Raw genomic sequence first — 24,651 nt, 5'->3', positions numbered from 1 at the left:
TTTCGTTCAGTTTTCAAAGATCAAACTTGCTTTTGTTTTTCGTTGCTCTCTCGAGCGACTTTTATATCATATCAAACTATCTTTCAGGCGTCAACTACTTTTTTAAAAAAACTTTTTTTCTGTGACAACCTGTTTGGACAGCGATTAATAATATAACACCTTTTTTTTATTCTGGCAATGCTTTTTAAAATTTTTTTTAACACAGCCTTAAAATTCCTGATGCTTTTTCAATTATCGATGATTATGCTTTATAAAATCAAAAAAAGCGCCAGTAAAAAAACTCGGCGCTTTCATGTTTAAATTTCTTATTATTCTTCGTCTGTGATGTCTTCGTCATCTGACGTGGTAGAACTTTCTTCAAATCCTTCTGATTTTTCCACTTTGGCAACTGTAGCCACAGACTCTTCATCATCCAGTCTGATCAAAATAACACCTTGGGTATTTCGCCCAAGTATCGAAATGTCTTCTACAGACATTCTGATTAAAACACCACCTGCTGTGATGAGCATAATGTCCTCATCACCTTTTACTGTCTCAAGAGCAACGACTGTTCCGGTTTTTTCCGTAATATTGCACGTAATGATTCCCTTTCCGCCGCGGGATTGAATTCGATAATCCTCTGCAGGCGTTCTCTTGCCGTAACCGTTTTTTGTTACGACAAGGACATCATTGTCTTCTTCAAGGATCTCCATTCCGATGACTTCATCCTCATTTGACAAATTGATACCCCGCACACCTGTTGCCGTTCTTCCCATCGACCGTACGTCAGTTTCATGGAAACGGATAAGAAGACCTTCTTTTGTCCCTATAACGATATTATTACTATTATCCGTTAATTTAACTGAGATCAGTTCGTCATGTTCTCTGAGATTTAGGGCGATTAACCCATTCGTTCTAATATTGGCAAAGGCGGAAACCGGTGTCCGTTTAACCACACCCTGCTTTGTTGCAAAAAATAAATTCCAATCTTCCAAGAACCCTTCGACACAGATAATCGTGTTAATCCATTCGCCTTTTTCTATGCCAAGCAGGTTAATGATCGGCAGCCCTTTGGCGGTTCTACTATATTCAGGGATTTCATATCCCTTTGTCCGATACACCTTCCCTTTGTTCGTAAAAAACAAAATGGTATCGTGGGTGGATGTTGTGATGAGATGCTCAACAAAATCATCTTCGTTCGTACCCATTCCCTGTACACCCCGCCCCCCGCGACGCTGGCTTCTGTAAGTTGAAATTGGAAGTCGCTTAATATAACCGTTATGAGTAAGCGTGACAACGATATTCTCTCTTGGGATGAGATCCTCGTCTTCCAAATGACCAATTCCGCCGGCAACAATTTCAGTTCGCCGACCATCGTCAAAGCGTTCCTTAATTTCAAGAAGCTCTTCCCTGATGATTTCAAGAATCTTTTCCTCTTCAGCCAAAATTGCCTTTAATTCGGCAATCAACTTCATAAGGTTTTGATACTCTTCTTCAATTTTTTCTCTTTCCAATCCAGTCAAGCGCTGGAGTCTCATATCTAGGATGGCTTGTGCTTGCTTTTCACTCAGGCTGAATTGTTCCATCAAGCCGGCTCTAGCGATATCTGTAGTCTTTGATCCCCTAATTAGGCTGATAATCGCATCAATATGGTCCAAAGCAATTCGGAGGCCTTCAAGAATATGGGCACGTGCTTCCGCTTTGCGTAGTTCATATTCCGTCCGCCTTCTGATGATGACTTTTTGGTGCTCTAAATAATAGTAGAGGCACTGCTTTAGATTTAAAACCTTTGGCTGCCCATCTACCAATGCAAGCATATTGATACCGAAGCTTGTTTGCAGTGCTGTCATTTTATACAGGTTGTTTAAAATGACATTGGCATTTGCATCTCTGCGGACTTCCATGACAATCCGCATACCGACGCGGTCCGACTCGTCCCGCAGCTCAGTAATTCCATCGATTTTTTTCTCACGGACAAGTTCAGCAATCCGCTCGATGAGCCTTGCTTTATTGACCTGGAAAGGGAGTTCATTGACAATGATTGTCTCCTTTCCATTCGGTTTTGTTTCAATTTCTACTTTTCCCCGCATCATGATGGATCCACGGCCTGTTTCATAGGCCCGCCGGATTCCGCTTCTTCCGACAATCAGGCCGGCAGTTGGAAAATCTGGACCTTGAACATACTCCATCAATTCCTGAATTGTGATATCAGGATCTTTACTCAATGAAATGATAGCATCAATTACTTCGCCAAGCTGATGAGGGGGAATATTGGTTGCCATCCCAACAGCAATCCCCGAAGAACCATTGACAAGCAGATTCGGAAAGCGCGAAGGCAAAACGACCGGCTCTTTTTCCGAACCATCGTAGTTATCTTTATAATCAATCGTATCCTTGTTTAAATCCCTCACAAGTTCCATGGAGATCTTTGACATTCTCGCTTCTGTGTACCGCATGGCGGCCGCTGAGTCACCGTCAATGGAACCGAAGTTCCCGTGACCGTCCACCAACATATATCGATAGCTAAAATCCTGGGCCATCCGCACCATTGTTTCATATACAGCTGAATCACCGTGCGGATGATACTTCCCGATTACCTCACCGACAATCCTAGCCGATTTCTTATACGCTTTATCACTCGTCATTCCCAAATCGTTCATAGCATATAATATCCGGCGATGAACCGGCTTCAGGCCGTCGCGGACATCGGGAAGGGCGCGAGCAACGATAACGCTCATCGCATAGTCAAGAAACGACGAACGCATCTCCTGGCTTAAATTTATTTCCTTTACGTTATCGGGCATGTCTGTCATAAACTCACAACCTTCCTTCCTTCAAGAAAAGCATAAGCGCCTTGCTCAGCCTGGGCAAATATGATATTCCCGAGGGGCGTTCCTTAGCCACACAGAGTTGATCCTTGTGGGACTGGGCGCTGTAGCAGGCTCAGGCAGTGGCTTCCTGCCGTTTCGCCTGCACGAACACATCCTGTGCGTCGCTGGACAAAGCACATACATTTCCAAATCTTTATCCATGAAAAATTTAAATGTTTCTTCTTCCTTAAAAAAAACGAGTGAAGCAGCAAATTTTATTACTGCATCACTTGCTTTCAACCAATCGGTTATATATCCAGATTCTTGACATTCAAGGCATTTTCTTCGATGAACAGACGCCGCGGCTCCACTTTTTCTCCCATCAACATGTCGAATGTTTCATCCGCATCAATGGCGTCCTCAAGGCCTACCTGTAAAAGTGTCCTTGTTTCGGGATTCATCGTTGTTTCCCATAACTGCTCCGGATTCATTTCTCCCAAACCTTTATAGCGCTGCACACCCGGTGCTGGCTGTTTCGGCAGCTCCGCCAGTGCAGTCTCCAATTCCCGATCAGAATAGACGTACATGTCTTTTTTGCCTTGGCTGATTTTAAACAGAGGAGGCTGAGCAATATAGATATAACCAGCTTCAACAAGCGGGCGCATGTAACGATAGAATAGAGTTAGCAGCAATGTCCGGATATGGGCGCCGTCCACGTCTGCATCTGTCATGATGATGACTTTATGATACCTCGCTTTTGAAATATCAAACTCTTCACCGATTCCGGTTCCAAGTGCAGTTATGATCGCCCGTACCTCGGCATTGGAGAAAATCCGGTCCAATCTCGCCTTTTCAACATTGATAATTTTACCTTTCAAAGGCAAGATGGCTTGAAAATGACGATCGCGCCCCTGTTTGGCTGATCCTCCGGCGGAATCTCCTTCAACGATATATAATTCGCTAATCGAAGCATCTCTTGAAGAACAATCAGCCAACTTGCCAGGAAGATGAGAAATTTCCAGTGCATTCTTACGACGGGTTAATTCCCGCGCTTTCCTGGCCGCCATGCGCGCTCTGGCCGCCATGGTGCCTTTTTCAACAATTTTTCTGGCCAATGACGGGTTCTCCAATAAGAACTTCTCAAAGTGTTCAGAGAAAAGTGCGTCAGTTATGGCGCGCGCTTCCGAGTTCCCAAGCTTTGTTTTCGTTTGTCCTTCAAACTGCGGATCCGGATGTTTGATGGAGATAATGGCTGTCAAACCTTCCCTGACATCTTCCCCGGAAAGGTTGCTGTCATTTTCTTTAAAGATCTGGCTTTTACGCGCATAGTCGTTAATGACCCTTGTCAATGCAGCTTTAAACCCGGATTCATGCGTTCCACCTTCATACGTATGGATATTGTTCGCAAAAGAGTATAAGTTGCTCGCATATCCATCGTTATATTGCATGGCGATTTCAATCGATATGTCTTCACGTTCACCCTCAATGTAGATAGGGTCATCATGAAGAACTTCTTTTGATCTGTTTAAATGCTCTACATAAGAAATGAGTCCGCCTTCGTAGTGGTACTCTTTTCTAGCCGGATCTTCCTCGCGCTTATCTTCGATGATCAATTTCAACCCTTTGTTTAAAAAAGCCAGCTCCCGGGTACGAGAAGAAAGAGTTTCAAAATCATAAATGACTGTTTCCGTGAATATTTCAGGATCAGGTTTGAAATGGATTGTTGTTCCTGTTCTTTCGGTATCCCCGATCACTTTCAAATCAAAAAGAGGGACTCCACGCTCATACTTTTGATAATGGATTTTCCCATTCAAATGAACATATACTTCCAATTCACTGGACAACGCATTTACAACGGAGGCACCAACGCCGTGAAGACCCCCAGACACTTTATAACCGCCGCCGCCAAATTTACCGCCAGCATGAAGTACTGTCAGAATAACTTCCACGGCTGGGCGTCCCATTTTTTCTTGGATACCGACAGGGATTCCGCGCCCATTATCCTGGACGGTGATACTGTTATCAGCTTCGATGGTAAGCACTATTTCATCACAATAGCCTGCCATGGCTTCATCGATACTGTTATCAACAATTTCCCACACAAGATGGTGAAGCCCTCTGATACCTGTGGAGCCAATATACATTCCAGGACGCTTCCGGACCGCTTCAAGCCCTTCTAGCACCTGGATTTGATGTTCATCATACGTTTGTTCCTGCAATGCTTTTTGTTCCATTGACATTGAGGATTCACCTGCACTTTCCATCTATTTCATCATGAACCTTATCCGTTCATCGGTACGCCGCTCAGCGCTTTTTTCCTTAAAGTGGCAATTGCAATGGGGGAAAGATACATATGGGTTGAAGTGATGACTAGAGACTTAAAGGCGCCGTTTGAAATGTTCATCAATTCGGACTTCCTTTTTTCGAGTAGTTCCTTCATCTCTTCAGAATCCATGACCGTCTGCTTATCTAGAATAGCGATGATCTCACTGGAGCGGATCATCACGTCATCACCCAAATGGACATACATTAGCGTTCACCTCATTGCGCTTTTGTAATGGTTCCGTTTTGCACAAAAAAACTGTCCGCTTCTTTGATTGTCTGATGGTCAATTCCGCTTGTCGTTGTTGTCGTGACAAACGTCTGGACTTTACCCTGAATCGTGTTGAGCAAATGTGATTGGCGGTAGTCGTCCAATTCTGATAGTACATCATCCAGCAGAAGAATCGGATATTCTCCAATTTCCGAGTAAATCAGTTCAATTTCAGCCAGTTTCACAGAAAGGGCGGTTGTCCGTTGTTGGCCCTGTGAACCGAACGTATGAACATCGCGCCCATTCACGAAAAAATTCACATCGTCCCGATGGGGGCCAATCAGACTAATTCCACGGTCAATTTCCCTTTCTCTAATCGACGAAAGCTTTTCTTCAAATACGGTAATCATTGTGGACGAATCAAGCGTTTCTGATACATCCAGAGAGGGTTTATATTGAATGCCCAACGTTTCCAATCCGCGGGAAATGCCGGCATGAATCGGTTTAGCCCACCCTTGCAGCAGATGGATGAATTCGAATCTTTTTAGGATGATTTTGATAGCTACACTGATAAACTGCTCATCTAAAATATCCAAGAATGTCTGGTCTGTTTGCCGTTTTGTCTGCAACTGTTTCAAATAATGATTCCGCTGTTGCAGAATCTTTTGATACTGTCCGATATCATAAAGATAAACTGGCGATACCTGGCCAATCTCCATATCAATAAAACGACGCCTTGTTTGAGGGCTCCCTTTGACAAGACGGAGATCTTCAGGCGCAAACATGACGACATTCATATTTCCTACATAGTGGCTTAACTTCCGTTGTTCAATATGATTAAATTTTGCTTTTTTCCCTTTTTTGGAAATAATTAACTGCAAAGGGGCAGATCCGTTTATCTTTTGGACCCTACCCTCCATTTTAGCATAATCCTCATCCCAACGTATCAATTCTTTATCATTGGACGTTCTGTGGGATTTGGCCATGCCCAAGACATAGATTGCTTCCATGACATTTGTTTTACCTTGGGCGTTTTCTCCGACAAAGACGTTTACTTTATTTTCAAAAGATAGCGAGAGTTGTTCATAGTTCCGATAATTTTCCAGTTCCAGTTCTTCAATATACATCGGGTCAACATCCTTTAATGGACAACAAGGAAACTTCCAACCCCTGTAATCTCAAGCAGATCGCCTTCCACAAGCTTTCTTCCTCTTCTCTGCTCCTGTTCTCCATTCACAAGGACCACATGTTCGCTTAAGAACCACTTGGCCATCCCCCCAGATTGGATCAAGTCAGCAAGCTTCAAAAACTGCCCCAGTGTAATGGTATCCGTCTCAATTTTGATTTTTGTTTCCACAGTCTCACTCTTTTCATATAAAGTAATCTACTACCTTCATTTTACTAAAGATTTAACAGTATGACAAAGGTTAGAAAAGTTCCCAAAAGGAAAAAACCCGCCAGGAAGGCAGGTTTAAATCAAGCGGTCCTGACAGGCAGGATTAGTTGCAATATGGACGGGTCTTCATCTGAACGGATGATAAATGGTCTCATCGCTCCTGTGAAGCTGATCGTTATATCTGTTCCATCCACAGCCCTTAAGGCTTCCATCATGTATTTTGCACTGAAGGATATCGTCAATTCTTCCCCCTCAAGGACTCCGATTGGAATCTCCTCTGAAACGTAGCCAATTTCAGGAGTATTCGATGATATATCCAGCATATTTTCCCCCTGAGAGGCGAGTTTAACAACATTATTTCTTTCTTCTTTTGCCAATAAAGAAGCACGGTCAATGGCATCGTTGAACAATTTTCCATCAAGCGTAATATTTGTTTTGTAATCGGTTGGGATCAGACGGGAAGTATCTGGATAATTCCCTTCCAGTCTTCTAGTAAAGAAATGGATATTCTTCGTCTTGAAAAGTATTTGGTTGTCGGTAATAACAATATTAACTGGCTGATCGCTGTCATCCAATATTTTACTGAGCTCAAGCAGACTTTTCCCCGGAATGACGGTTTGATAGCTTATATCTTCAGGAATATCAATTGGCGAAATTTTCCTCGCAAGCCGATGGCTATCCGTTGCTACACAAATGAGATTTCCATTTTCGATCTGCCAGTTTACACCTGTCAAGATGGGGCGTATTTCTGAGGTGGACACTGCGAATACAGTCTGCCTGATCATTGTTTTCAAGAGATCACCAGGGATCGAAAAAACATCTTCTTCTGAAATTTGAGGAAGTAGTGGATATTCAGAAGGGTCGAACCCATTTAAATTGAACTCCGCCTTCCCTGATTTAATAAGTACATGTTGGGAATCTTCCGCAGAAATTTCGACTGTATCCATTGGAAGCTTTCTGACAATATCCCCGAAAAACCGTGCATTAAGGACGATGCTCCCTGTTTGTCTCATTTCAATTAGTTGATTTTCATCCTCTTCAATAGGAATAAATGACTCAATTGATATATCAGAGTCACTTCCTGTAAATGTAATTCCATCATTATCAGCAACAATTTTTATTCCAGTCAGAATGGGTATAGTCGTTCTTGAAGAAACGGCTCTCATGACATGTTGAACACTATTGATCAGCCGATTACGCTGAATGATAAATTTCATAATTTCTTCCCTCGTTTCAGCCTTTATATATTAATCTTTTAAAAATAAAATTCGTAGTAATAGTAGTAGGGGCTGTGGATATGTTGATAAGTGTGTGAATGAATTGAAAATGCAAGTTACTCACATGTGGACATCATGTGAGATAATAAGGCACACTTATACACACCATCCCCATTATGGATTCTTTAATGAATCTCGGATGCCGTTAATGATGTTTTGAAATTCCGTGTCAGATTCCATCATTTTTGAAATTTTATCATAGGCGTGAATGACTGTTGTATGGTCCCGGCCTCCAAATTCTTCCCCAATTTTGGGAAGGGAGAGGTCTGTCAGTTCTCTGGAGAGGAACATGGCAATCTGTCTTGGAAAAGCAATGGATTTTGTTCGTTTTTTCGCTTTGAAGTCTTCTAATTTTACGTTAAATTCGGCACCAACTGTTTTTTGGATATCCAATACTGTAATGATCTTTGGTTTTGAACTAGGAATGATATCTTTTAATGCCTCAGCTGCCAGGTCAGCGTTAATATCCTTATTAATCAACGAGGAATAGGCGACAACACGGATCAGTGCACCCTCAAGTTCCCGGATATTTGTATCAATCTGATTCGCTATGTACAGCATGGCTTCATTTGGGATGTCTAGGCCATCCGCTTTTGCCTTTTTCCGTAAGATGGCGATTCTAGTTTCCAGATCAGGAGGAGTGATATCTGTAATCAGTCCCCATTCAAATCGTGATCTTAGCCTGTCTTCTAAAGTTGGAATCTCTTTAGGAGGCCTGTCGCTTGAAATTATAATTTGCTTGCTTTCTTCATGAAGGGTATTAAATGTATGGAAAAATTCTTCCTGTGTTTGTTCTTTTCCGGCTATAAATTGAATATCGTCTATTAAAAGTACATCCACATTTCGATATTTATCCCTAAAATCGACCGCTTTATTATCTCGAATCGAGTTAATGAACTCGTTAGTAAATTTTTCTGAAGATAAATAAACCACTTTTGCCAACGGATTGTGTTCGAGTACATAATGGCCGATTGCGTGAAGCAAATGGGTTTTCCCCAAACCGACGCCTCCGTAGATGAAAAGCGGATTATATGCGTTTGCGGGCGCTTCGGCGACCGCAAGAGATGCTGCATGGGCGAAGCGGTTGCCCGCTCCGATGACAAATGTGTCAAATGTATATTTAGGATTAAGCATGCTCTGATATGTTTCTTCTCTTTTTATTTCTTGGATGGCATTTGGGCTTGGAGCCGGTTCTTTTTTCAGTTCTTCTTCCGCATCAGGAGGAATAATGAATTTTATATTTAAATTTTCTCCAACTAGTTCATACAAAATTTTGGAGATTAAGTTTGTATAGCGGCCTTCAAGCCAGTCTCTTGCAAACTCATTTGGAACAGCGATTGTCATGGTATCGCCTTGGAGCTCATGTGCTTCCGTGGATTTCAGCCATGTATCAAAGCTTGGCTTACTGATCTTCATTTCTATTTTTTCAAGCACCTTCTCCCAAAGATCAGACAGGTTTTCCAATACTGTACCTCCTTTGCTTCACACTAATATCGAGAATTGGATTTCCTTTTGAGGGTCTAGTAAATGTGGAAAAGTATATAATATAGTAGAAAGAGTCCTTTTCGACAATATCCACTAAATGTGGACAATCATATTCATAACGGGTGAATAAACAATCCACATGTTATACACAATCTGTGGATAACACAATGGATAAGGAAAGCTCTCCACAGTGAAAACAATTTAATCATACCAAATAAAGCAAAGGACTGCAATGAACGGAAGGCATTATCCACATTAATAAATATTGCCATAAAAAAATTATCAACAGCCAGAGAATATGTGAAAAACTTGTCGATAATTGATGTGAATAAGAAAAAAGGATTTCACAAATAATCCACAAGCAAAAATAAACCAATCGAGGAAAAAGGATCCGTATAAAAATAAAAATGAGAGGTTGACAATCATTGAATCACATCTTTATAATTAGAAAGACTGTCTAACCTGTGATTGTTTAAATCCTCGAGGAGGTGTCATAAATGAAAAGAACATTCCAACCAAATAGAAGAAAAAGAAGCAAGGTTCATGGCTTCCGTACAAGAATGAGCTCAAAAACAGGTCGTAGAATTTTAGCAGCTCGCCGTCGTAAAGGAAGAAAAGTATTGTCAGCGTAGACCACTGAAACGTCTCAGTGGTCTTTTTTCTAATTAGAAAAGCGCCAAAGAACTGTCTAGATCCAGCGCCTATCAACTAGCAGGCCTGATAAGTCAATATTGGCCTTGATGGAGAGGACGTCCTAATGCCACCGATGTATAAGAGTGCATGCGAAGCGACAGGGTGTGTTGACTTAAAGCGCCTTCTTTATTGATCGCCTAGCACCTCTGACTTCCATATCCTTTATCTCGTCAAAGGCACTTCAGTATGTACATTGCTGGACAGACGCTTGCGCTTTTCTTTATTGAGGTGGAGGTATGAAAAAAGCATTTAGGATTAAGGAAAATGCAGAATTTCAAGCAGTGTTTAAAAAAGGAAAATCAGTGGCGAACAGACAGTTTGTCATATATATGCTAGAAAAAGAGGAACAGAACCATTTCAGGATCGGCTTGTCAGTGAGCAAAAAGATTGGAAATGCGGTTACGAGGAATAGAATCAAGCGCTATATACGCCAAGCGTTTCATGAGTTTGAGGAGCAAGTCAGCCACAATAAGGATTTTGTAATCATCGCCAGGAAACCGGCGGCCGAAATGGATTATCATTCAATAAAAAAAAGCCTGGAACATGTCCTCCGGCTTGGAAAAAGTCTGAAAAAGACAAAACATGCAAAAAATAAACATGATTTTAATCAACAGCGGCAATAAAAAGTGTTAAAATAACCGATAGACCATATCTAATTGCCCTTACAGGGTTATTTTCATACACAGGGAGGATATGAAGTTTGAAAAAAAGAATACTACTCATGGCTACATTGCTTGCATTTGTAGTCATAGCAGCGGGCTGCTCGACAATCAATGACCCTGTGCCCATCACAGCTGAAAGCACTGGTTTTTGGAGCAAATATATTGTTTATCCTTTATCATGGCTCATTACAAGTACCGCCGAACTTTTTGGAAATAGCTACGGATTGGGAATCGTGATTGTTACATTATTGATTCGTTTAGCAATCCTGCCGCTGATGATCAAGCAGACACAGAATTCAAAAGCAATGCAGGTGCTTCAGCCGGAAATGCAGAAATTGAGGGAAAAATACAGTTCCAAAGATGCACAAACACAGCAAAAATTGCAGCAGGAAATGATGCAGCTTTTCCAAAAGCATAGTGTTAACCCGCTTGCAGGTTGTTTCCCGCTGTTAATTCAAATGCCCATTCTGATTGGTTTTTATCAGGCTATTATCAGAACAGAAGAAATTGCCACCCACACATTCCTTTGGTTTGACTTGGGTGCACCGGATCCTTTCTATATATTACCGGTTATTGCGGGGGTTACAACTTTCCTGCAACAAAAACTAATGATGGCCGGTTCAGAAGGTGTTAATCCACAAATGCAAATGATGCTTTACATTATGCCGGTCATGATTCTGATTTTTGCAATCAATTTTCCAGCAGCGCTTTCCTTATACTGGGTGGTCGGTAATATCTTCATGATTGTTCAGACGTATTTTATTAAGCCCCCGGTTGTTGCAAGTACAGCTGCCAAAGATGGAAAGGTGAGGGGAGCTAAGAAGTGAGACAAGTCACTGCAACCGGATCAACCGTGGAAGAAGCAGTACAATCGGCTTTGGCTCAACTAGAAACTACAGAAGATCAAGTGGAAGTCAACATTATTGACCAGGGAAAAAAAGGATTATTTGGACTGTTTGGATCACGTCCGGTTGTCGTTGAGGTGACAGCAAAGCCGGGCGCTATCGAATCAGCAAAGCAGTTTTTACAAGGCATCGTTCAAAATATGGGAATTGAAGCGGAAATGGATATTGTCGAAAAAGATGGCCGCAATGTTATGTTTAATATTTCGGGAGAAAAGATGGGCTTGCTTATCGGAAAAAGAGGGCAAACCCTTAATGCCTTACAATATTTGACGCAGCTTGTAGCCAACCGGCATTCATCCCATTATGTAAGAGTGATTCTGAATCCGGAAGATTACAGGGATAGGCGAAAGGAAACGCTCGTGCGTCTTGCCGAAAGGCTTGCTTCCAAAGCAACGCAGATAGGAGAGCCGGTTTCACTGGAGCCAATGCCTAATTATGAACGAAAAATTATACATACAATACTTGCTGAAAACGAAGATGTCGAGACGATTTCCGAAGGGGAAGAGCCGAATCGATATGTTGTGATCCAGCCTAAATGACATCTCCCAAATGGGAGGTGTTTTTTTTTGTGTGGGATGATATGAAGATGAGAAAATGATTCAAGAGCTCCGTGCAACGAAAAAAAGTAGGAATTCAGTCGTAAAGAGAGGGCAATAAGTCCAGTTATGTGAGGAAAATAAAAGTCTGAACATACGAAAGTCCGCAAAAGTAACAATTCGCCTTCATTAAGACAGTCTAACTAAGTAGGGAGACTGACACTCAGTTTAAATAAATATCGTGTAAAAGATCTAACCAACCATTCATTCTATCCTAAAGATTTTTTCCAAAATAATTGCTGCTTCCTCCTTTGTGAAATCCTTCTTCCTTCTTTCTCATTATTAATTTTTAGAGAAACGTAATTACGCTGCATTGTTATTCACATGTGGATAAGTTAAAATAAAGAGTACGGCTTTTAGCTTGTGGATAGAGCCGATGGTTTTGGTCGAAAATTATATTGTGGATGTATTTAAATATATTCTTGTAAAGAAGTGGTGAGCATGTTGGATTTTGATACGATAGCGGCAATTTCCACGCCGCTCGGAGAAGGCGGAATCGCCATCGTCCGGATTAGCGGTGAGGAAGCAGTTGATATAGCGGACAAAATCTTTCGAAGCGCAAGCGGAAAGAAGTTGAATGAGGTTGCTTCCCATACGATTCATTATGGACGGCTCATCCAGCCGAGAACAGAGGAAACGATAGAGGAAGTAATGGTAAGTGTTATGAGGGCACCGCGAACATATACGAAAGAGGATGTCGTGGAAATCAACTGCCATGGCGGGATGATGTCCGTTAACCGTGTGCTTCAGTTAGTGTTAAACAACGGGGCAAGTCTTGCAGAACCTGGGGAATTTACAAAAAGAGCATTCCTTAATGGGAGAATCGATTTATCCCAGGCAGAAGCTGTCATGGATTTAATCCGTGCAAAAACGGACAAGGCGATGAATGTGGCACTGGATCAAATGGAAGGGCGCCTTTCAAAATTGATTACTGCCTTGCGTCAGGAAATCCTTGAAACTTTGGCTCATGTGGAAGTGAACATTGACTATCCTGAATATGATGATGTGGAAGAAATGACGCACCGCATGTTGACTGAAAAAGCGGATCATATTCAAAAAGAGATAAACAAATTACTAAAAACGGCTGAACAAGGTAAAATATTGCGTGAAGGACTATCGACGGTCATTATCGGTCGTCCGAATGTCGGCAAGTCATCACTGCTTAACAGCCTTGTTCAGGAAAATAAAGCTATTGTTACGGATATTCCGGGAACAACAAGGGATGTCATTGAAGAATATGTGAATGTGCGCGGAGTACCTTTACGCCTGGTGGATACGGCGGGTATAAGGGAAACGGAAGATATAGTGGAAAGAATCGGTGTTGAGCGTTCAAGGAAGGTTCTCAAGGAAGCGGATCTGATTTTACTTGTGTTGAATTCAGCCGAACCGTTCACGCCGGAGGATGAGCAGCTGTTTGCAGCCGTCGAAGGCATGGATGTCATTGTCATTGTCAATAAGACGGACCTGCCACGGAAAATAGATATGAATGAAGTAAAACAAGCTGCCCGAAAACATAAGGTCATTACTACATCTTTGCTTCAAGAAGAAGGAATTGACGATCTGGAGCAGGCGATAGCAGATATGTTTTTCCATGGAGAATTGGAAGCCAGTGATATCACGTATGTCTCAAACAGCCGCCATATCGCCCTTTTACATCAGGCGCTTCAAGCAATCGAAGATGTGCAGGGAGGCATTGTAGCGGGTACTCCAATTGATATTGTCCAAATCGATATGACAAGAACGTGGGAACTGCTTGGCGAAATTATCGGAGATACCGTACAGGATAGTTTGATTGACCAGTTATTCTCTCAATTTTGTTTAGGAAAATAATTTAAAGGAGGTAAGACGGATGCAGCAATATGAAGCAGGCCAATATGACATCATTGTAGTAGGGGCGGGGCATGCTGGATGTGAAGCAGGCCTGGCAGCCGCCAGAATGGGTGCGAAAACTTTGATGATTACCATCAATCTGGATATGGTCGCTTTCATGCCATGCAACCCGTCCATCGGAGGTCCGGCTAAAGGAGTTGTCGTCAGAGAGATCGATGCTCTCGGTGGTGAGATGGGAAAAAACATCGATAAAACGGCTATTCAAATCAGAATGCTGAATACCGGAAAAGGACCGGCAGTCCAAGCTTTGCGGGCACAGGCCGACAAGTTCCAATACCAGCATGAAATGAAAAACACGCTTGAAAATGAACCGAATCTTACATTGCATCAGGGAATGGTCGACAAGCTGCTTGTAGAGGACGGGATATGCCACGGTGTCGTTACAATGACAGGCGCTATTTACCGTTCCAAAGCTGTTGTCATCACAACAGGGACGTTCCTTCGCGGTGAAATCATTTTGGGGGAATTGAAATATTCTAGCGGTCCAAATAATCAGCAGCCTTCTATCAAGCTTTCGGAACATTTGCAAGAGCTTGGCTTTGAAACGGAACGGTTCAAAACGGGAACGCCGCCGCGGATCAACAGCCAGACAATTGACTATAGCCTGACGGAGATCCAGCCGGGAGACGAGGAGCCAAGGGCATTCAGCTATGAAACAACGAAAATGATCACAGACCAACTGCCTTGCTGGCTGACGTATACGAATGAACATACTCACAGGCTAATTGATGAAAATCTCCATCGTTCCCCGATGTTTTCAGGAATGATCAAAGGAACTGGCGCCCGCTACTGTCCCTCTATTGAAGACAAGGTTGTACGTTTTAGCGACAAGCCGCGCCATCAGATTTTTTTGGAGCCGGAGGGACGGCATACGAATGAGGTATATGTTCAGGGACTATCAACCAGTTTGCCGGAAGAAGTACAGCATAAGCTACTCAAAACAATTCCAGCATTGGAAAATGCCCGGATGATGAGACCGGGTTATGCCATTGAATACGATGCGATCGTACCTACTCAGCTCTGGCCGACGTTGGAAACGAAAAAGATCAAAAATCTTTACACTGCTGGACAGATCAACGGAACGTCCGGATATGAGGAGGCAGCGGCTCAAGGACTGATGGCGGGGATTAACGCGGCGAGAAATATATTTGGAAAAGATGAAGTTATTTTAAGCCGCTCGGACGCATATATCGGTGTCCTAATTGATGATCTTGTCACAAAAGGAACGAACGAGCCGTATCGTCTGCTGACTTCACGTGCAGAATATCGGCTTTTGCTCCGCCAGGACAATTGCGATCTTCGTCTGACAGATCTAGGATATGAAATCGGATTAATTTCCCAGGAAAGATATAATAAATTCATGAAGAAAAAAGCGGATATAGAAACGGAAATCAAACGCCTGCAAAAAACAATTTTAAAACCGAATGAACAAACACAGGCGCTCATCCGAGAAGCAGGCGGGAGCGAATTGAAAGACGGGATTCGTGCATCCGATTTGTTGAAGCGACCTGAAATGAAATATTCTCATATTGTTCAGTTGATACCTGCTGAAAAAGAGCTGCCTGAAGATGTGATCGAACAAGTGGAAATTCAGGTCAAATATGAAGGCTATATCGAAAAATCTTTGCAACAGGTGGAAAAACTGAAAAAACTTGAGAATAAGAAGATACCTGAAGATATTGATTATGATGCCATCAATGGAATTGCAACAGAGGCACGCCAGAAGCTGAACAAAGTGCGCCCGCTTTCCATTGCTCAAGCGTCTCGCATTTCAGGAGTCAATCCGGCAGATATCTCCATCCTTTTAGTGTATATTGAGCATGGAAAAATTGCCCGGGTATAAGAAAAGTGTAAGACGGCCGCTTAAGGGCGACAAGCGCTGGCCGCCTCCAATCGCCACATCCTGTGGCATCGGGGGCACTAGGACGTCCTGTCCGTCGGCAGGCTCAAATCGCGACGTCCTGTCGCTTCGCCTGCACTAGTACTTCCTATACGTCGGAACCGATGTTGACTTATCGTAGAAGGAGGCGCGAGGTCTGCTAGTCGATAAGCACTGTAGCTAGACAATCATTATCCCTCCATATATAATTTCACATGCTTAAGAAAGGGTCAGCCAAATGAATATTGAGCAATTTACGGAACAACTGAAGAACAAAGGAATCGAAATAAGCGCCCGCCAGTTGGAGCAATTCGAACTTTATTATAAGATCCTTGTAGAGTGGAATGAAAAAATGAATCTAACAGCGATTACCGATCATGATGAAGTGTATTTAAAGCACTTCTATGATTCGGTGAGCGCGGGTTTTTTTCTCGATTTGAATCAAACTTTGTCACTTTGTGATGTGGGGGCAGGTGCCGGATTTCCTAGTATTCCACTGAAAATCTGTTTTCCGGAAATCAAAGTGACCATTGTAGATTCATTGAAAAAACGAATCACTTTTTTAGAGGAGCTTGCAAAGGAATTGGAGCTTAACGACACATTCTTTTTCCATGACAGGGCGGAAACCTTTGCGAAAAAAGAAGAGTTCCGCGAGCAGTTTGATTTGGTGACGGCACGTGCCGTTGCAAGAATGTCTGTTTTGAGTGAACTTTGCTTGCCGCTTGTCAAACAGGACGGCCTATTCGTCGCGTTAAAGGCTGCCAATGCTGAAGAGGAACTTGCCGCCAGTGAAAAAGCGCTCAAGCTGCTCGGTGGAAAATTAGTGGATGTCCATTCTTTCCAACTGCCGATTGAAGAAAGTGAGCGTAATATCATCATTGTGGAAAAGGTGAAAAAAACACCTAAAAAATACCCACGAAAGCCAGGGACTCCCAATAAATTGCCATTGGAATAATTTTTTATATTTTAAGATAGAACCTAGATACACTAGAAGTATTGCTCAGCCGTCTTCAGCTTTTTAAAATACGGCAGGAAAAATAGCTAAAAAAATAGTATGATGTATAAAAGGGAGTTACTATTTCAAGGTGGTGTAGAAGGATGAAACATCCTTTCTCGCGTTTTTTTGGATTGGGTGATAAAGAGCTGCCTATAGAGAATGAGAGAGAGGCAGAAGATTTGGTAGAACGGGAAGAAGTAAGGAATATTTCTGTTTCCGCCATTTTTCCGAACCGGTTCCAACCACGAACTATTTTTGATGATTCAAAAATAGAGGAACTGGCCCGTACGATCCATACACACGGAATCATCCAGCCGATTGTCGTCAGAGAAGCAGAAAATGAACAATTTGAAATTATTGCGGGCGAACGAAGATTTCGCGCTGTCAAGATGCTTGGATGGGATGAAATACCCGCTATTATTAAAAATTTGAATGATACGGAGACAGCCTCTGTCGCTTTGATAGAGAACCTGCAAAGGGAGGAATTGACTCCTATTGAAGAAGCCTTAGCGTACGGAAAGCTGCTGGAAATTCATAATTTGACGCAGGAAGCATTGGCTCAGAGACTTGGAAAAGGTCAATCCACTGTGGCAAACAAACTTCGTCTTCTTAAACTTCCGGAAGAAGTACAGGAAGGTCTTTTAAAAAAGGAAATTACCGAGCGTCATGCCCGTGCTTTGATTCCATTAAAAGAGGCAGAGAAACAAATTAAATTAATGGAAGTTATCATTGAAAATAATTTGAATGTCAAACAGACGGAAGAGCAGGTGGCCAAGATTCTTTCGGATGAAAAGCCTAAGCCTGCCAAAAGACGAAAAGCGGTCAGCAAAGATATGCGGATTGCCGTCAATACGATCCGCCAGTCACTTTCTATGGTAGCTGATACAGGAATTAAACTGGATTCTACAGAGGAAGATTTCGATCAATATTACCAAATCACTATTAAAATTCCAAAAAAATAAGAATGTATTTTCTTGCTATTATTTAAGATGCTTTATCGTTATTGTAGATTAATATTGTGCTTTCCATTTGGATAGATTAGAATCCTGATAATGTATATTCATCAGGATTCCTTATTGTTGGTGCCATTTTTTGATAGGGCTATTATCCTGCACTTTACGCTTTCTCTGTAAATGCAAGTTTGATCATATGGAGCATGTGAAGATACAGATTCCCTATTCTCTAGCTGTTGCGATAAATGCTAGTATTGCCTATTTGTTTATTGGCTTAGTTTTTGTATAATATTTTTCAACTCCTTATTATTTGCTAAATTGAAAATCTGGCTCTTTAATAGAGAGTCGGATTTTTTTTATTTATATTTTCAAAGAAAAGTACTGTTCCTGTATTTTTATATTATGCGAAACTGCCGTCTACTACTTCTTATAAAGATAAAAAATGATGTCTTAAATATTTTAGGATTTAAGATTAAATGCGGCGTATTATTTGTTAAAATAGATTAGGTGCGAACAATTTTCGTAGGAAGTAAGGGGTAGGTGAAATTGTTGGGAAAGATTATTTCCATAGCCAACCAAAAAGGGGGAGTCGGAAAAACGACCACCTCTATCAATTTAGGGGCCTGTTTGGCTTACATCGGAAAAAAAGTATTAATCGTAGATATAGATCCGCAAGGGAATGCGACAAGCGGAGCGGGGATTGACAAAGGGGATGTCAACGAATGCGTCTATGACGTGCTTGTTGATGATACGGATATTAAAAAAGTGATCCAGGAAACGACGGTGGAAAATTTGTCGGTGGTCCCATCGACTATTCAATTGGCGGGGGCTGAAATTGAGCTAGTTCCGACCATCTCAAGGGAGGTCCGTTTGAAACGCGCCTTGGATGAAGTAAGGGATCAATTTGATTTTATTTTGATAGACTGCCCTCCATCACTCGGATTACTGACAATTAATGCCTTGACGGCATCTGATTCAGTTTTGATTCCTGTGCAATGCGAATATTATGCGTTGGAAGGACTCAGTCAACTATTAAACACAGTTCGGATTGTGCAAAAACATTTAAACCAGGACCTGATGATAGAGGGTGTGCTTCTGACGATGCTAGATGCCAGGACCAATCTTGGTCTCCAAGTGATTCAAGAAGTGAAGAAATACTTTCAAAATAAAGTCTATCAAACGGTGATTCCTAGAAATATCCGGCTGAGTGAAGCACCGAGTCACGGGCAGCCGATCATCATTTATGATCCTAGATCAAGGGGAGCGGAAGTTTACTTAGAACTCGCAAAGGAAGTGGCTGAAGTTGGCTAAAGGACTTGGAAAAGGCATTAATGCTTTGTTTGCGAACATAGATGTGGATGTAGGGACAGAGGAGACGGTACGGGAAATCCAATTGACCGAAATCAAGCCCAATCCCTATCAACCACGTAAAATTTTTTCCGCTGAAGCGATTGACGAGCTCAAGGAATCCATTAAGGAGCACGGCATTTTACAGCCGATTATCGTAAGAAAAAGTGGAAAAGGGTATGAAATTGTTGCGGGAGAAAGGCGATTCCGTGCAGCAAAAGCTGCCCATTTCAAAAAAATTCCTGCAGTGGTCAGAGAATTTAATGATGCTCAAATGATGGAACTCGCTGTTTTGGAAAATCTACAGCGTGAGGATTTGACGCCAATGGAAGAAGCTGCGGCCTATCAAACTTTAATGGACAAGCTCGGCGTTACACAAGAAGATCTTGCCAGAAGGCTTGGGAAAAGTAGGCCTTATATTGCTAACCATATTAGGCTGCTGACATTGCCCCCGAAAATCCAAAAGCTGATTACTGATGGAAAATTAACGATGGGTCATGGCAGGACGTTGCTTGGGCTCAAGCAGAAGAACAAGATGCTTTCTGTTGCAGACCAGACGATAAAAGAAGGACTAAATGTCCGTCAATTAGAGAGGCTAATCCAAAAGCTTAATGAAAATGTTCCACGTGAAACAACAAAGAAAGTCATTAAGAAAGACGTTTTCATAAGGGAACGGGAAGATCATCTGAGAGAAAAATTTGGAACAACGGTGACAATAAGTCAGACTAAGAAAAAGGGGAAAATCGAAATCGAGTTCCTTTCCCCAGAAGATTTGGAACGTATTTTGGAAATAATGGGGTTAAGTGAATAAACAGAAGTTCCTTTGATAGGAAAAGTTGGGTGAGTTCATGATTTTATTGGGGACGATTGTGAATGGAGTCTGCATTATCGTAGGTACGCTGCTTGGCAGATTTCTCCAAACCATTCCGGAAAAGATGAAGGAAACAGTCATGTATGGGATTGGATTGGCTGTCATGGCTCTCGGACTGCAGATGGGCTTTAAAAGTGAAAACTTTTTAATCGTCATTATCAGCCTTGTTATTGGAGCAGTCCTGGGTGAATGGTGGGCGCTCGAAGACAAGCTTGGAGCTGTGGGCAAATGGCTGGAAAAAAAGATGGGATCAGCCGGTACGGGGAGTATTGCTCAGGGATTCGTCACTGCTACACTGATTTTTGTGATTGGTGCTATGGCAATCATTGGGGCTCTGGACAGCGGAATCCGGAATGACCACAATGTGCTGTACACGAAAGCAATCATTGATGGATTTACGGCCCTTATTTTATCGACGACACTTGGAATTGGTGTCATTTTCTCCGTCATCCCTGTTGTTCTTTACCAGGGGACAATTGCTTTGTTTGCAACCCAAATCAATCAAGTTGTACCTCAGGAATTGATGGATGTTTTTATAGTGGAAATGACAGGAACTGGAGGAATGATGATTTTTGCTATAGGCCTAAATTTGGTTGGCTTGACGAAAATCCGAGTGGCCAACCTGCTGCCAAGCATTCTGGTAGTGGCAATAATCGTTGCCATAATGCATTTTTTCCCAGCAGAAATCATGTAAAAGAAACAGGAGAGGCACCTGTTTCTTTTTTATTTAGGGGTCTGACCCCCACTGCTTTAACGCATTACCGCGGCGGGGGTCAGACCCCGCAATTTGCGCTTACGCTTTTTTTATTTAGCTGATTTTCTTTTTACAAGATTGAAACCAATTGACTGGAAGGTTCTTTTTTTGTCATAAATTCTGTCCGTTTCGACAAGGGCTGCGGATATCTTTTTTGCCAGCTTCATAACTAGGTTCAAACGTGTATTTTGGAGTACGACGAATTCCATATGTCCAGCCATATTGACAATGCCTGTAATAAAAGCTTCTCCTACTTCTGGGAGCTTTTTATTTACCCCAGCTCCAGGCTTAATTGGACCTGTGCCAACCTTGATTTCACCGATGCTTTCAATTCTGCCCAAACAAGCGTCTATACCAATGATGAACGGATTTTTGTATGTTTTTTTTACATGCTTCAAAATTTCCTTCAGGTTCATGGCATGTACGGGATTCTCCAAGGTCCCGTAAACATGAAAGAAATTCATTCCGGCTTCAGATAAGAAAGATCCGATTAATGGTCCAAGTGAATCCCCGGTTGACCGGTCTGTTCCAATGCAAATGATGATGACAGGCTGATTTTTCCGTGAGGGAAGAAGGTCCAAAAGAGCATCGGATATTTTATGAACCGCTATTTGATCCTCAAAATGTACAATAGTATCAATTATATTCTGTTGCTCCACTCCAATCCCCCTTTGCACTCGTCATAGTAGACCGTTCAATTTCCTTATTTGATAATCAGTATACGAAGAACTGCCATTTTCTATACATGGAGATGGGCAAGAGAAGACTTTTTATCATTGGAAAGGGGCATCATTTATTGTTAAAATAAAGGAACGAATTCAAGAATTGGATCAGGTGAACAAAAATGGAGAAACCACTTCCAGATATCGAGAAGGAAACGAATATATTGATAAAAAAGCTGACCAACCCTGAATTATGGATCAATTATGGTTTGATCGCTTTAAAAATCATCATTATTATTATTGTGTCTAACATCGTCATACGAGTCGGAAAGGCTGCGATTGGAAGAATATTCAAAAGAAGATCCAATGTGCCGATGCAATTTTCGGAGAGGCGTGAAGCAACGCTTATCAAGCTGTTGCAAAATATCCTGGCGTATACGGTTTATTTTATTGCTATCGTCACAATTCTTTCTGCATTATCAATTGATGTGAAAGGAATTCTGGCAGGTGCGGGCATTCTGGGACTTGCCGTTGGATTTGGCGCACAAAACCTTGTAAAAGATATCATTGGTGGCTTTTTTATCATCTTTGAAGATCAGTTTTCCGTTGGAGACTATGTTCGAATTGGAGAATTTGAAGGAACCGTCGAAGAAATTGGACTTCGGACAACAAAAATATTGAACTGGACAGGTGAGCTCTACATTCTTCAAAATGGCAATATTACAGAAGTGACGAATTTTTCCCTTCATAATAGTGTAGCGGTTGTAGATATTTATCTTGGTTATCAGGCGGATTTGAAAAAAGTGGAAGCTTTGATTGAAGATTTGCTGAAAACAATGCCGCAAAAATATGAACAGATTGTTGGGACGCCCAGCGTACTAGGGGTCCAGCAATTAGGCGCATCCGAAATTGTACTGCGGGTAACTGCAGAGACATTGCCGCTCCAAAATTCGTTTATTGCAAGAGAGCTTCGAAAGGCAATTAAACTTGAATTAGATGCACAACAGGTGGAAGTCCCGTATCAGCGAATTGTGATGATGCAAGGGAGCGACCACCAGCAAAACAATCATTTTGGTGACCGACAAGGGGGATAAGAATGGAAAAAAAGGAATTTAACCTTCACGACGTTGTTGAAATGAAAAAACCTCATCCATGCGGAACTAATCGTTGGCGGATTATACGAATGGGGATGGATATCCGCATAAAATGCGAAGGCTGTGGACACAGCGTTATGCTCCCAAGGCGGGAGTTCACAAGAAAAATGAAAAAGATTTTAGAAAAGCATGAGGAGTGACATCATGCTTTTTTTCTATTGAAAGGACAGAGAGCTTGCGGTTTTTACTCTTGTATGGGGCAAAGCTACTGCAATTCACCTTGCGCTTTTTCCTTTCAGTCTCTATAATTATGAATGGATTGGGGGCAGAGCCTGTCCTGACAAAGAGGAGTGACCGAAATGGCCCTAACAGCAGGGATTGTTGGTTTGCCAAACGTAGGCAAGTCAACCTTATTCAATGCAATTACGAAAGCGGGAGCGGAAGCAGCGAACTATCCATTCTGTACGATTGACCCTAATGTCGGGATCGTAGAAGTTCCGGATGACCGTCTCCAAAAATTGACTGAACTTGTCAAGCCGAAGAAAACTGTACCAACGGCTTTTGAATTTACTGATATCGCCGGAATCGTCAAAGGCGCGAGCAAAGGGGAAGGACTCGGAAATAAATTCTTGTCCCATATCCGCCAAGTGGACGCTATTTGCCATGTCGTTCGCTGTTTTGCTGATGGCGACATCACGCACGTATCGGGAAAAGTAGATCCGATTGACGACATTGAGACGATCAATCTCGAATTGATTTTGGCAGATCTGGAATCTGTTGAAAAACGTATTGGCCGCGTTGAAAAAATGGCGAAGCAAAAAGACAAAGATGCCATGGCGGAATTTGAAGTGCTGAGCAAATTGAAAGCCGCTTTCGAATCTGACCAGCCGGCAAGAGCCATTGATTTTTCCGATGACCAGCTTAAAATTGTCAAACAACTTCATTTACTGACAAGCAAGCCTGTTTTATATGTAGCGAATGTCGGAGAAGACGATTTGGCTGATCCATCAGGCAACGAATACGTGAAAAAAGTGATGGACTATGCGGAAAAAGATAACGCGGAAGTCATTATCATTAGTGCCAGAATCGAAGAAGAGATCGCAGTGCTGGATGATGATGAGAAAGCGATGTTCCTTGAAGAATTGGGAATTGAGGAATCTGGACTAGACCAATTAATTCGTGCAGCCTATCATCTTTTGGGATTGGCTACTTATTTTACTGCCGGGGAGCAAGAAGTCCGTGCATGGACATTCAAAAAAGGGATGAAAGCTCCGCAATGTGCCGGAATCATCCATACTGATTTTGAAAAAGGATTTATTCGCGCTGAAACAGTTTCCTACGAAGATTTACGGGATGCTGGTTCTATGAGCGCTGCAAGAGAAGCAGGAAAAGTGCGTTTGGAAGGAAAAGAATATTTGGTACAGGATGGCGATGTCATCCATTTCCGATTTAATGTTTGAGCCATTTGGTGCTGAAGAAAGCTGTTTTGACTGACATCCAACTTTTCAATCAAGGCATATTTCGAAATCATTTTGGGTTCCTCCATTTTACTTCCGGTAAAATGGGGGACCTCGATTTATTTTGGACGGCTGCTAGGTTAGCAGCCGTTTTTCCATGGGTAATTGTATAGATAAAATAGATGATATTTATGTCCAGCTCCGACGGACGGAAGTCCTAGTGGCGATGGAACCACAGGAGAAGAAGAGCTTCGGCAGCATAACATCGCACGAAGGAAAAACATAAGCTTTTCGATGACGGGCGTGTTCTCTCGCCGAAAAGCTGAATGAAGTATATTCAAAGAGAATTTCACATATTGTGGGAGTGTAAACTAAACTGTGTAAGTGAGAGAGCGTACGGCTCTTGCTTCG

At 42.1% G+C, this 24,651-nt stretch carries 22 protein-coding genes; 14 read left to right on the top strand and 8 right to left on the bottom strand.

Annotated features, from left to right (window positions below; translation table 11 throughout):
- Positions 1-308: 308 nt before the first annotated feature.
- The 7 genes from gyrA to dnaA all read right to left on the bottom strand — a co-directional run bounded on the left by gyrA (position 309) and on the right by dnaA (position 9,459).
- Entirely contained in the window at positions 309-2,792 is a 2,484-nt protein-coding gene (gene gyrA / locus D5F11_RS24680) for a DNA gyrase subunit A (protein ID WP_120119212.1), read from the bottom strand.
- Positions 2,793-3,097: 305 nt separating this feature from the next.
- The gene (gene gyrB, locus D5F11_RS24675; protein WP_120119214.1) at positions 3,098-5,023 is read right to left on the bottom strand and encodes a DNA topoisomerase (ATP-hydrolyzing) subunit B; all 1,926 of its coding nucleotides are present in this window, start codon (positions 5,021-5,023) and stop codon (positions 3,098-3,100) included.
- A 47-nt stretch (positions 5,024-5,070) separates the two neighbouring features.
- The gene (gene remB, locus D5F11_RS24670) at positions 5,071-5,319 is read right to left on the bottom strand and encodes an extracellular matrix regulator RemB (RefSeq protein WP_120119210.1); all 249 of its coding nucleotides are present in this window, start codon (positions 5,317-5,319) and stop codon (positions 5,071-5,073) included.
- 11 nt (positions 5,320-5,330) lie between these two features.
- Entirely contained in the window at positions 5,331-6,449 is a 1,119-nt protein-coding gene (gene recF / locus D5F11_RS24665; RefSeq protein WP_120119209.1) for a DNA replication/repair protein RecF, read from the bottom strand.
- A gap of 14 nt (positions 6,450-6,463) precedes the next feature.
- Positions 6,464-6,679, bottom strand: coding sequence for a S4 domain-containing protein YaaA (yaaA, locus tag D5F11_RS24660; RefSeq protein WP_120119208.1), 216 nt, complete (start codon positions 6,677-6,679; stop codon positions 6,464-6,466).
- Between the two features lie 119 nt (positions 6,680-6,798).
- Positions 6,799-7,935 carry a DNA polymerase III subunit beta gene (gene dnaN / locus D5F11_RS24655; RefSeq protein WP_120119207.1) on the bottom strand — a complete coding sequence of 379 codons (1,137 nt, stop codon included), beginning with the start codon at positions 7,933-7,935 and terminating at the stop codon, positions 6,799-6,801.
- A gap of 174 nt (positions 7,936-8,109) precedes the next feature.
- Positions 8,110-9,459 (bottom strand): chromosomal replication initiator protein DnaA, encoded by a 1,350-nt coding sequence (dnaA, locus tag D5F11_RS24650; protein ID WP_120119206.1) that lies wholly within the window; start codon positions 9,457-9,459, stop codon positions 8,110-8,112.
- Positions 9,460-9,977: 518 nt separating this feature from the next.
- Between dnaA and rpmH the strand changes: the two genes are divergently transcribed.
- The 11 genes from rpmH to D5F11_RS24595 all read left to right on the top strand — a co-directional run bounded on the left by rpmH (position 9,978) and on the right by D5F11_RS24595 (position 20,967).
- Positions 9,978-10,112 carry a 50S ribosomal protein L34 gene (gene rpmH / locus D5F11_RS24645; RefSeq protein ID WP_120119205.1) on the top strand — a complete coding sequence of 45 codons (135 nt, stop codon included), beginning with the start codon at positions 9,978-9,980 and terminating at the stop codon, positions 10,110-10,112.
- A 297-nt stretch (positions 10,113-10,409) separates the two neighbouring features.
- A complete protein-coding gene (gene rnpA, locus D5F11_RS24640) occupies positions 10,410-10,796 on the top strand; it encodes a ribonuclease P protein component (protein WP_120119204.1) in 387 nt (128 codons plus the stop codon).
- 77 nt (positions 10,797-10,873) lie between these two features.
- On the top strand, positions 10,874-11,662 hold the full coding sequence (gene spoIIIJ, locus D5F11_RS24635; RefSeq protein WP_120119203.1) for a YidC family membrane integrase SpoIIIJ: 789 nt from the start codon (positions 10,874-10,876) through the stop codon (positions 11,660-11,662).
- Positions 11,659-12,279: an RNA-binding cell elongation regulator Jag/EloR gene (jag, locus tag D5F11_RS24630; RefSeq protein WP_120119202.1), complete on the top strand. Its 621-nt coding sequence runs from the start codon at positions 11,659-11,661 to the stop codon at positions 12,277-12,279. The genes spoIIIJ and jag overlap by 4 nt, the downstream gene beginning before the upstream one ends.
- A 498-nt stretch (positions 12,280-12,777) precedes the next feature.
- Positions 12,778-14,166: a tRNA uridine-5-carboxymethylaminomethyl(34) synthesis GTPase MnmE gene (gene mnmE, locus D5F11_RS24625; RefSeq protein WP_120119201.1), complete on the top strand. Its 1,389-nt coding sequence runs from the start codon at positions 12,778-12,780 to the stop codon at positions 14,164-14,166.
- A gap of 19 nt (positions 14,167-14,185) precedes the next feature.
- On the top strand, positions 14,186-16,069 hold the full coding sequence (mnmG, locus tag D5F11_RS24620) for a tRNA uridine-5-carboxymethylaminomethyl(34) synthesis enzyme MnmG (RefSeq protein ID WP_120119200.1): 1,884 nt from the start codon (positions 14,186-14,188) through the stop codon (positions 16,067-16,069).
- Positions 16,070-16,343: 274 nt separating this feature from the next.
- Positions 16,344-17,060, top strand: a complete 717-nt coding sequence (gene rsmG, locus D5F11_RS24615; RefSeq protein ID WP_120119199.1) for a 16S rRNA (guanine(527)-N(7))-methyltransferase RsmG — start codon at positions 16,344-16,346, stop codon at positions 17,058-17,060.
- A 143-nt stretch (positions 17,061-17,203) separates the two neighbouring features.
- A complete protein-coding gene (gene noc / locus D5F11_RS24610) occupies positions 17,204-18,064 on the top strand; it encodes a nucleoid occlusion protein (protein ID WP_120119198.1) in 861 nt (286 codons plus the stop codon).
- Positions 18,065-18,604: 540 nt separating this feature from the next.
- Positions 18,605-19,366: a ParA family protein gene (locus D5F11_RS24605; RefSeq protein ID WP_120119213.1), complete on the top strand. Its 762-nt coding sequence runs from the start codon at positions 18,605-18,607 to the stop codon at positions 19,364-19,366.
- The gene (locus D5F11_RS24600) at positions 19,359-20,213 is read left to right on the top strand and encodes a ParB/RepB/Spo0J family partition protein (protein WP_120119197.1); all 855 of its coding nucleotides are present in this window, start codon (positions 19,359-19,361) and stop codon (positions 20,211-20,213) included. The genes D5F11_RS24605 and D5F11_RS24600 overlap by 8 nt, the downstream gene beginning before the upstream one ends.
- Before the next feature lie 37 nt (positions 20,214-20,250).
- Positions 20,251-20,967 carry a DUF554 domain-containing protein gene (locus D5F11_RS24595; RefSeq protein WP_126646682.1) on the top strand — a complete coding sequence of 239 codons (717 nt, stop codon included), beginning with the start codon at positions 20,251-20,253 and terminating at the stop codon, positions 20,965-20,967.
- 110 nt (positions 20,968-21,077) lie between these two features.
- On the opposite strand, the gene yyaC is transcribed toward D5F11_RS24595, so the two are convergent.
- The gene (gene yyaC, locus D5F11_RS24590) at positions 21,078-21,686 is read right to left on the bottom strand and encodes a spore protease YyaC (RefSeq protein WP_120119195.1); all 609 of its coding nucleotides are present in this window, start codon (positions 21,684-21,686) and stop codon (positions 21,078-21,080) included.
- A gap of 185 nt (positions 21,687-21,871) precedes the next feature.
- Here yyaC and D5F11_RS24585 point away from each other — a divergent pair, with 185 nt between their 5' ends.
- The 3 genes from D5F11_RS24585 (at position 21,872) to ychF (ending at position 24,243) form a co-directional block, all read left to right on the top strand.
- Positions 21,872-22,783 carry a mechanosensitive ion channel family protein gene (locus D5F11_RS24585; protein ID WP_120119194.1) on the top strand — a complete coding sequence of 304 codons (912 nt, stop codon included), beginning with the start codon at positions 21,872-21,874 and terminating at the stop codon, positions 22,781-22,783.
- A gap of 2 nt (positions 22,784-22,785) precedes the next feature.
- Positions 22,786-22,983: a DUF951 domain-containing protein gene (locus D5F11_RS24580; protein WP_120119193.1), complete on the top strand. Its 198-nt coding sequence runs from the start codon at positions 22,786-22,788 to the stop codon at positions 22,981-22,983.
- Between the two features lie 159 nt (positions 22,984-23,142).
- Positions 23,143-24,243, top strand: a complete 1,101-nt coding sequence (gene ychF / locus D5F11_RS24575; protein WP_120119192.1) for a redox-regulated ATPase YchF — start codon at positions 23,143-23,145, stop codon at positions 24,241-24,243.
- Positions 24,244-24,651: the final 408 nt, after the last annotated feature.

Source organism: Siminovitchia terrae (genome assembly GCF_003605405.2).
Lineage (GTDB): Bacteria > Bacillota > Bacilli > Bacillales > Bacillaceae_C > Siminovitchia > Siminovitchia terrae.
The sequence above is the reverse complement of the archived record's forward strand: the minus strand, read 5'-3'. Positions and strand labels throughout refer to the sequence as shown.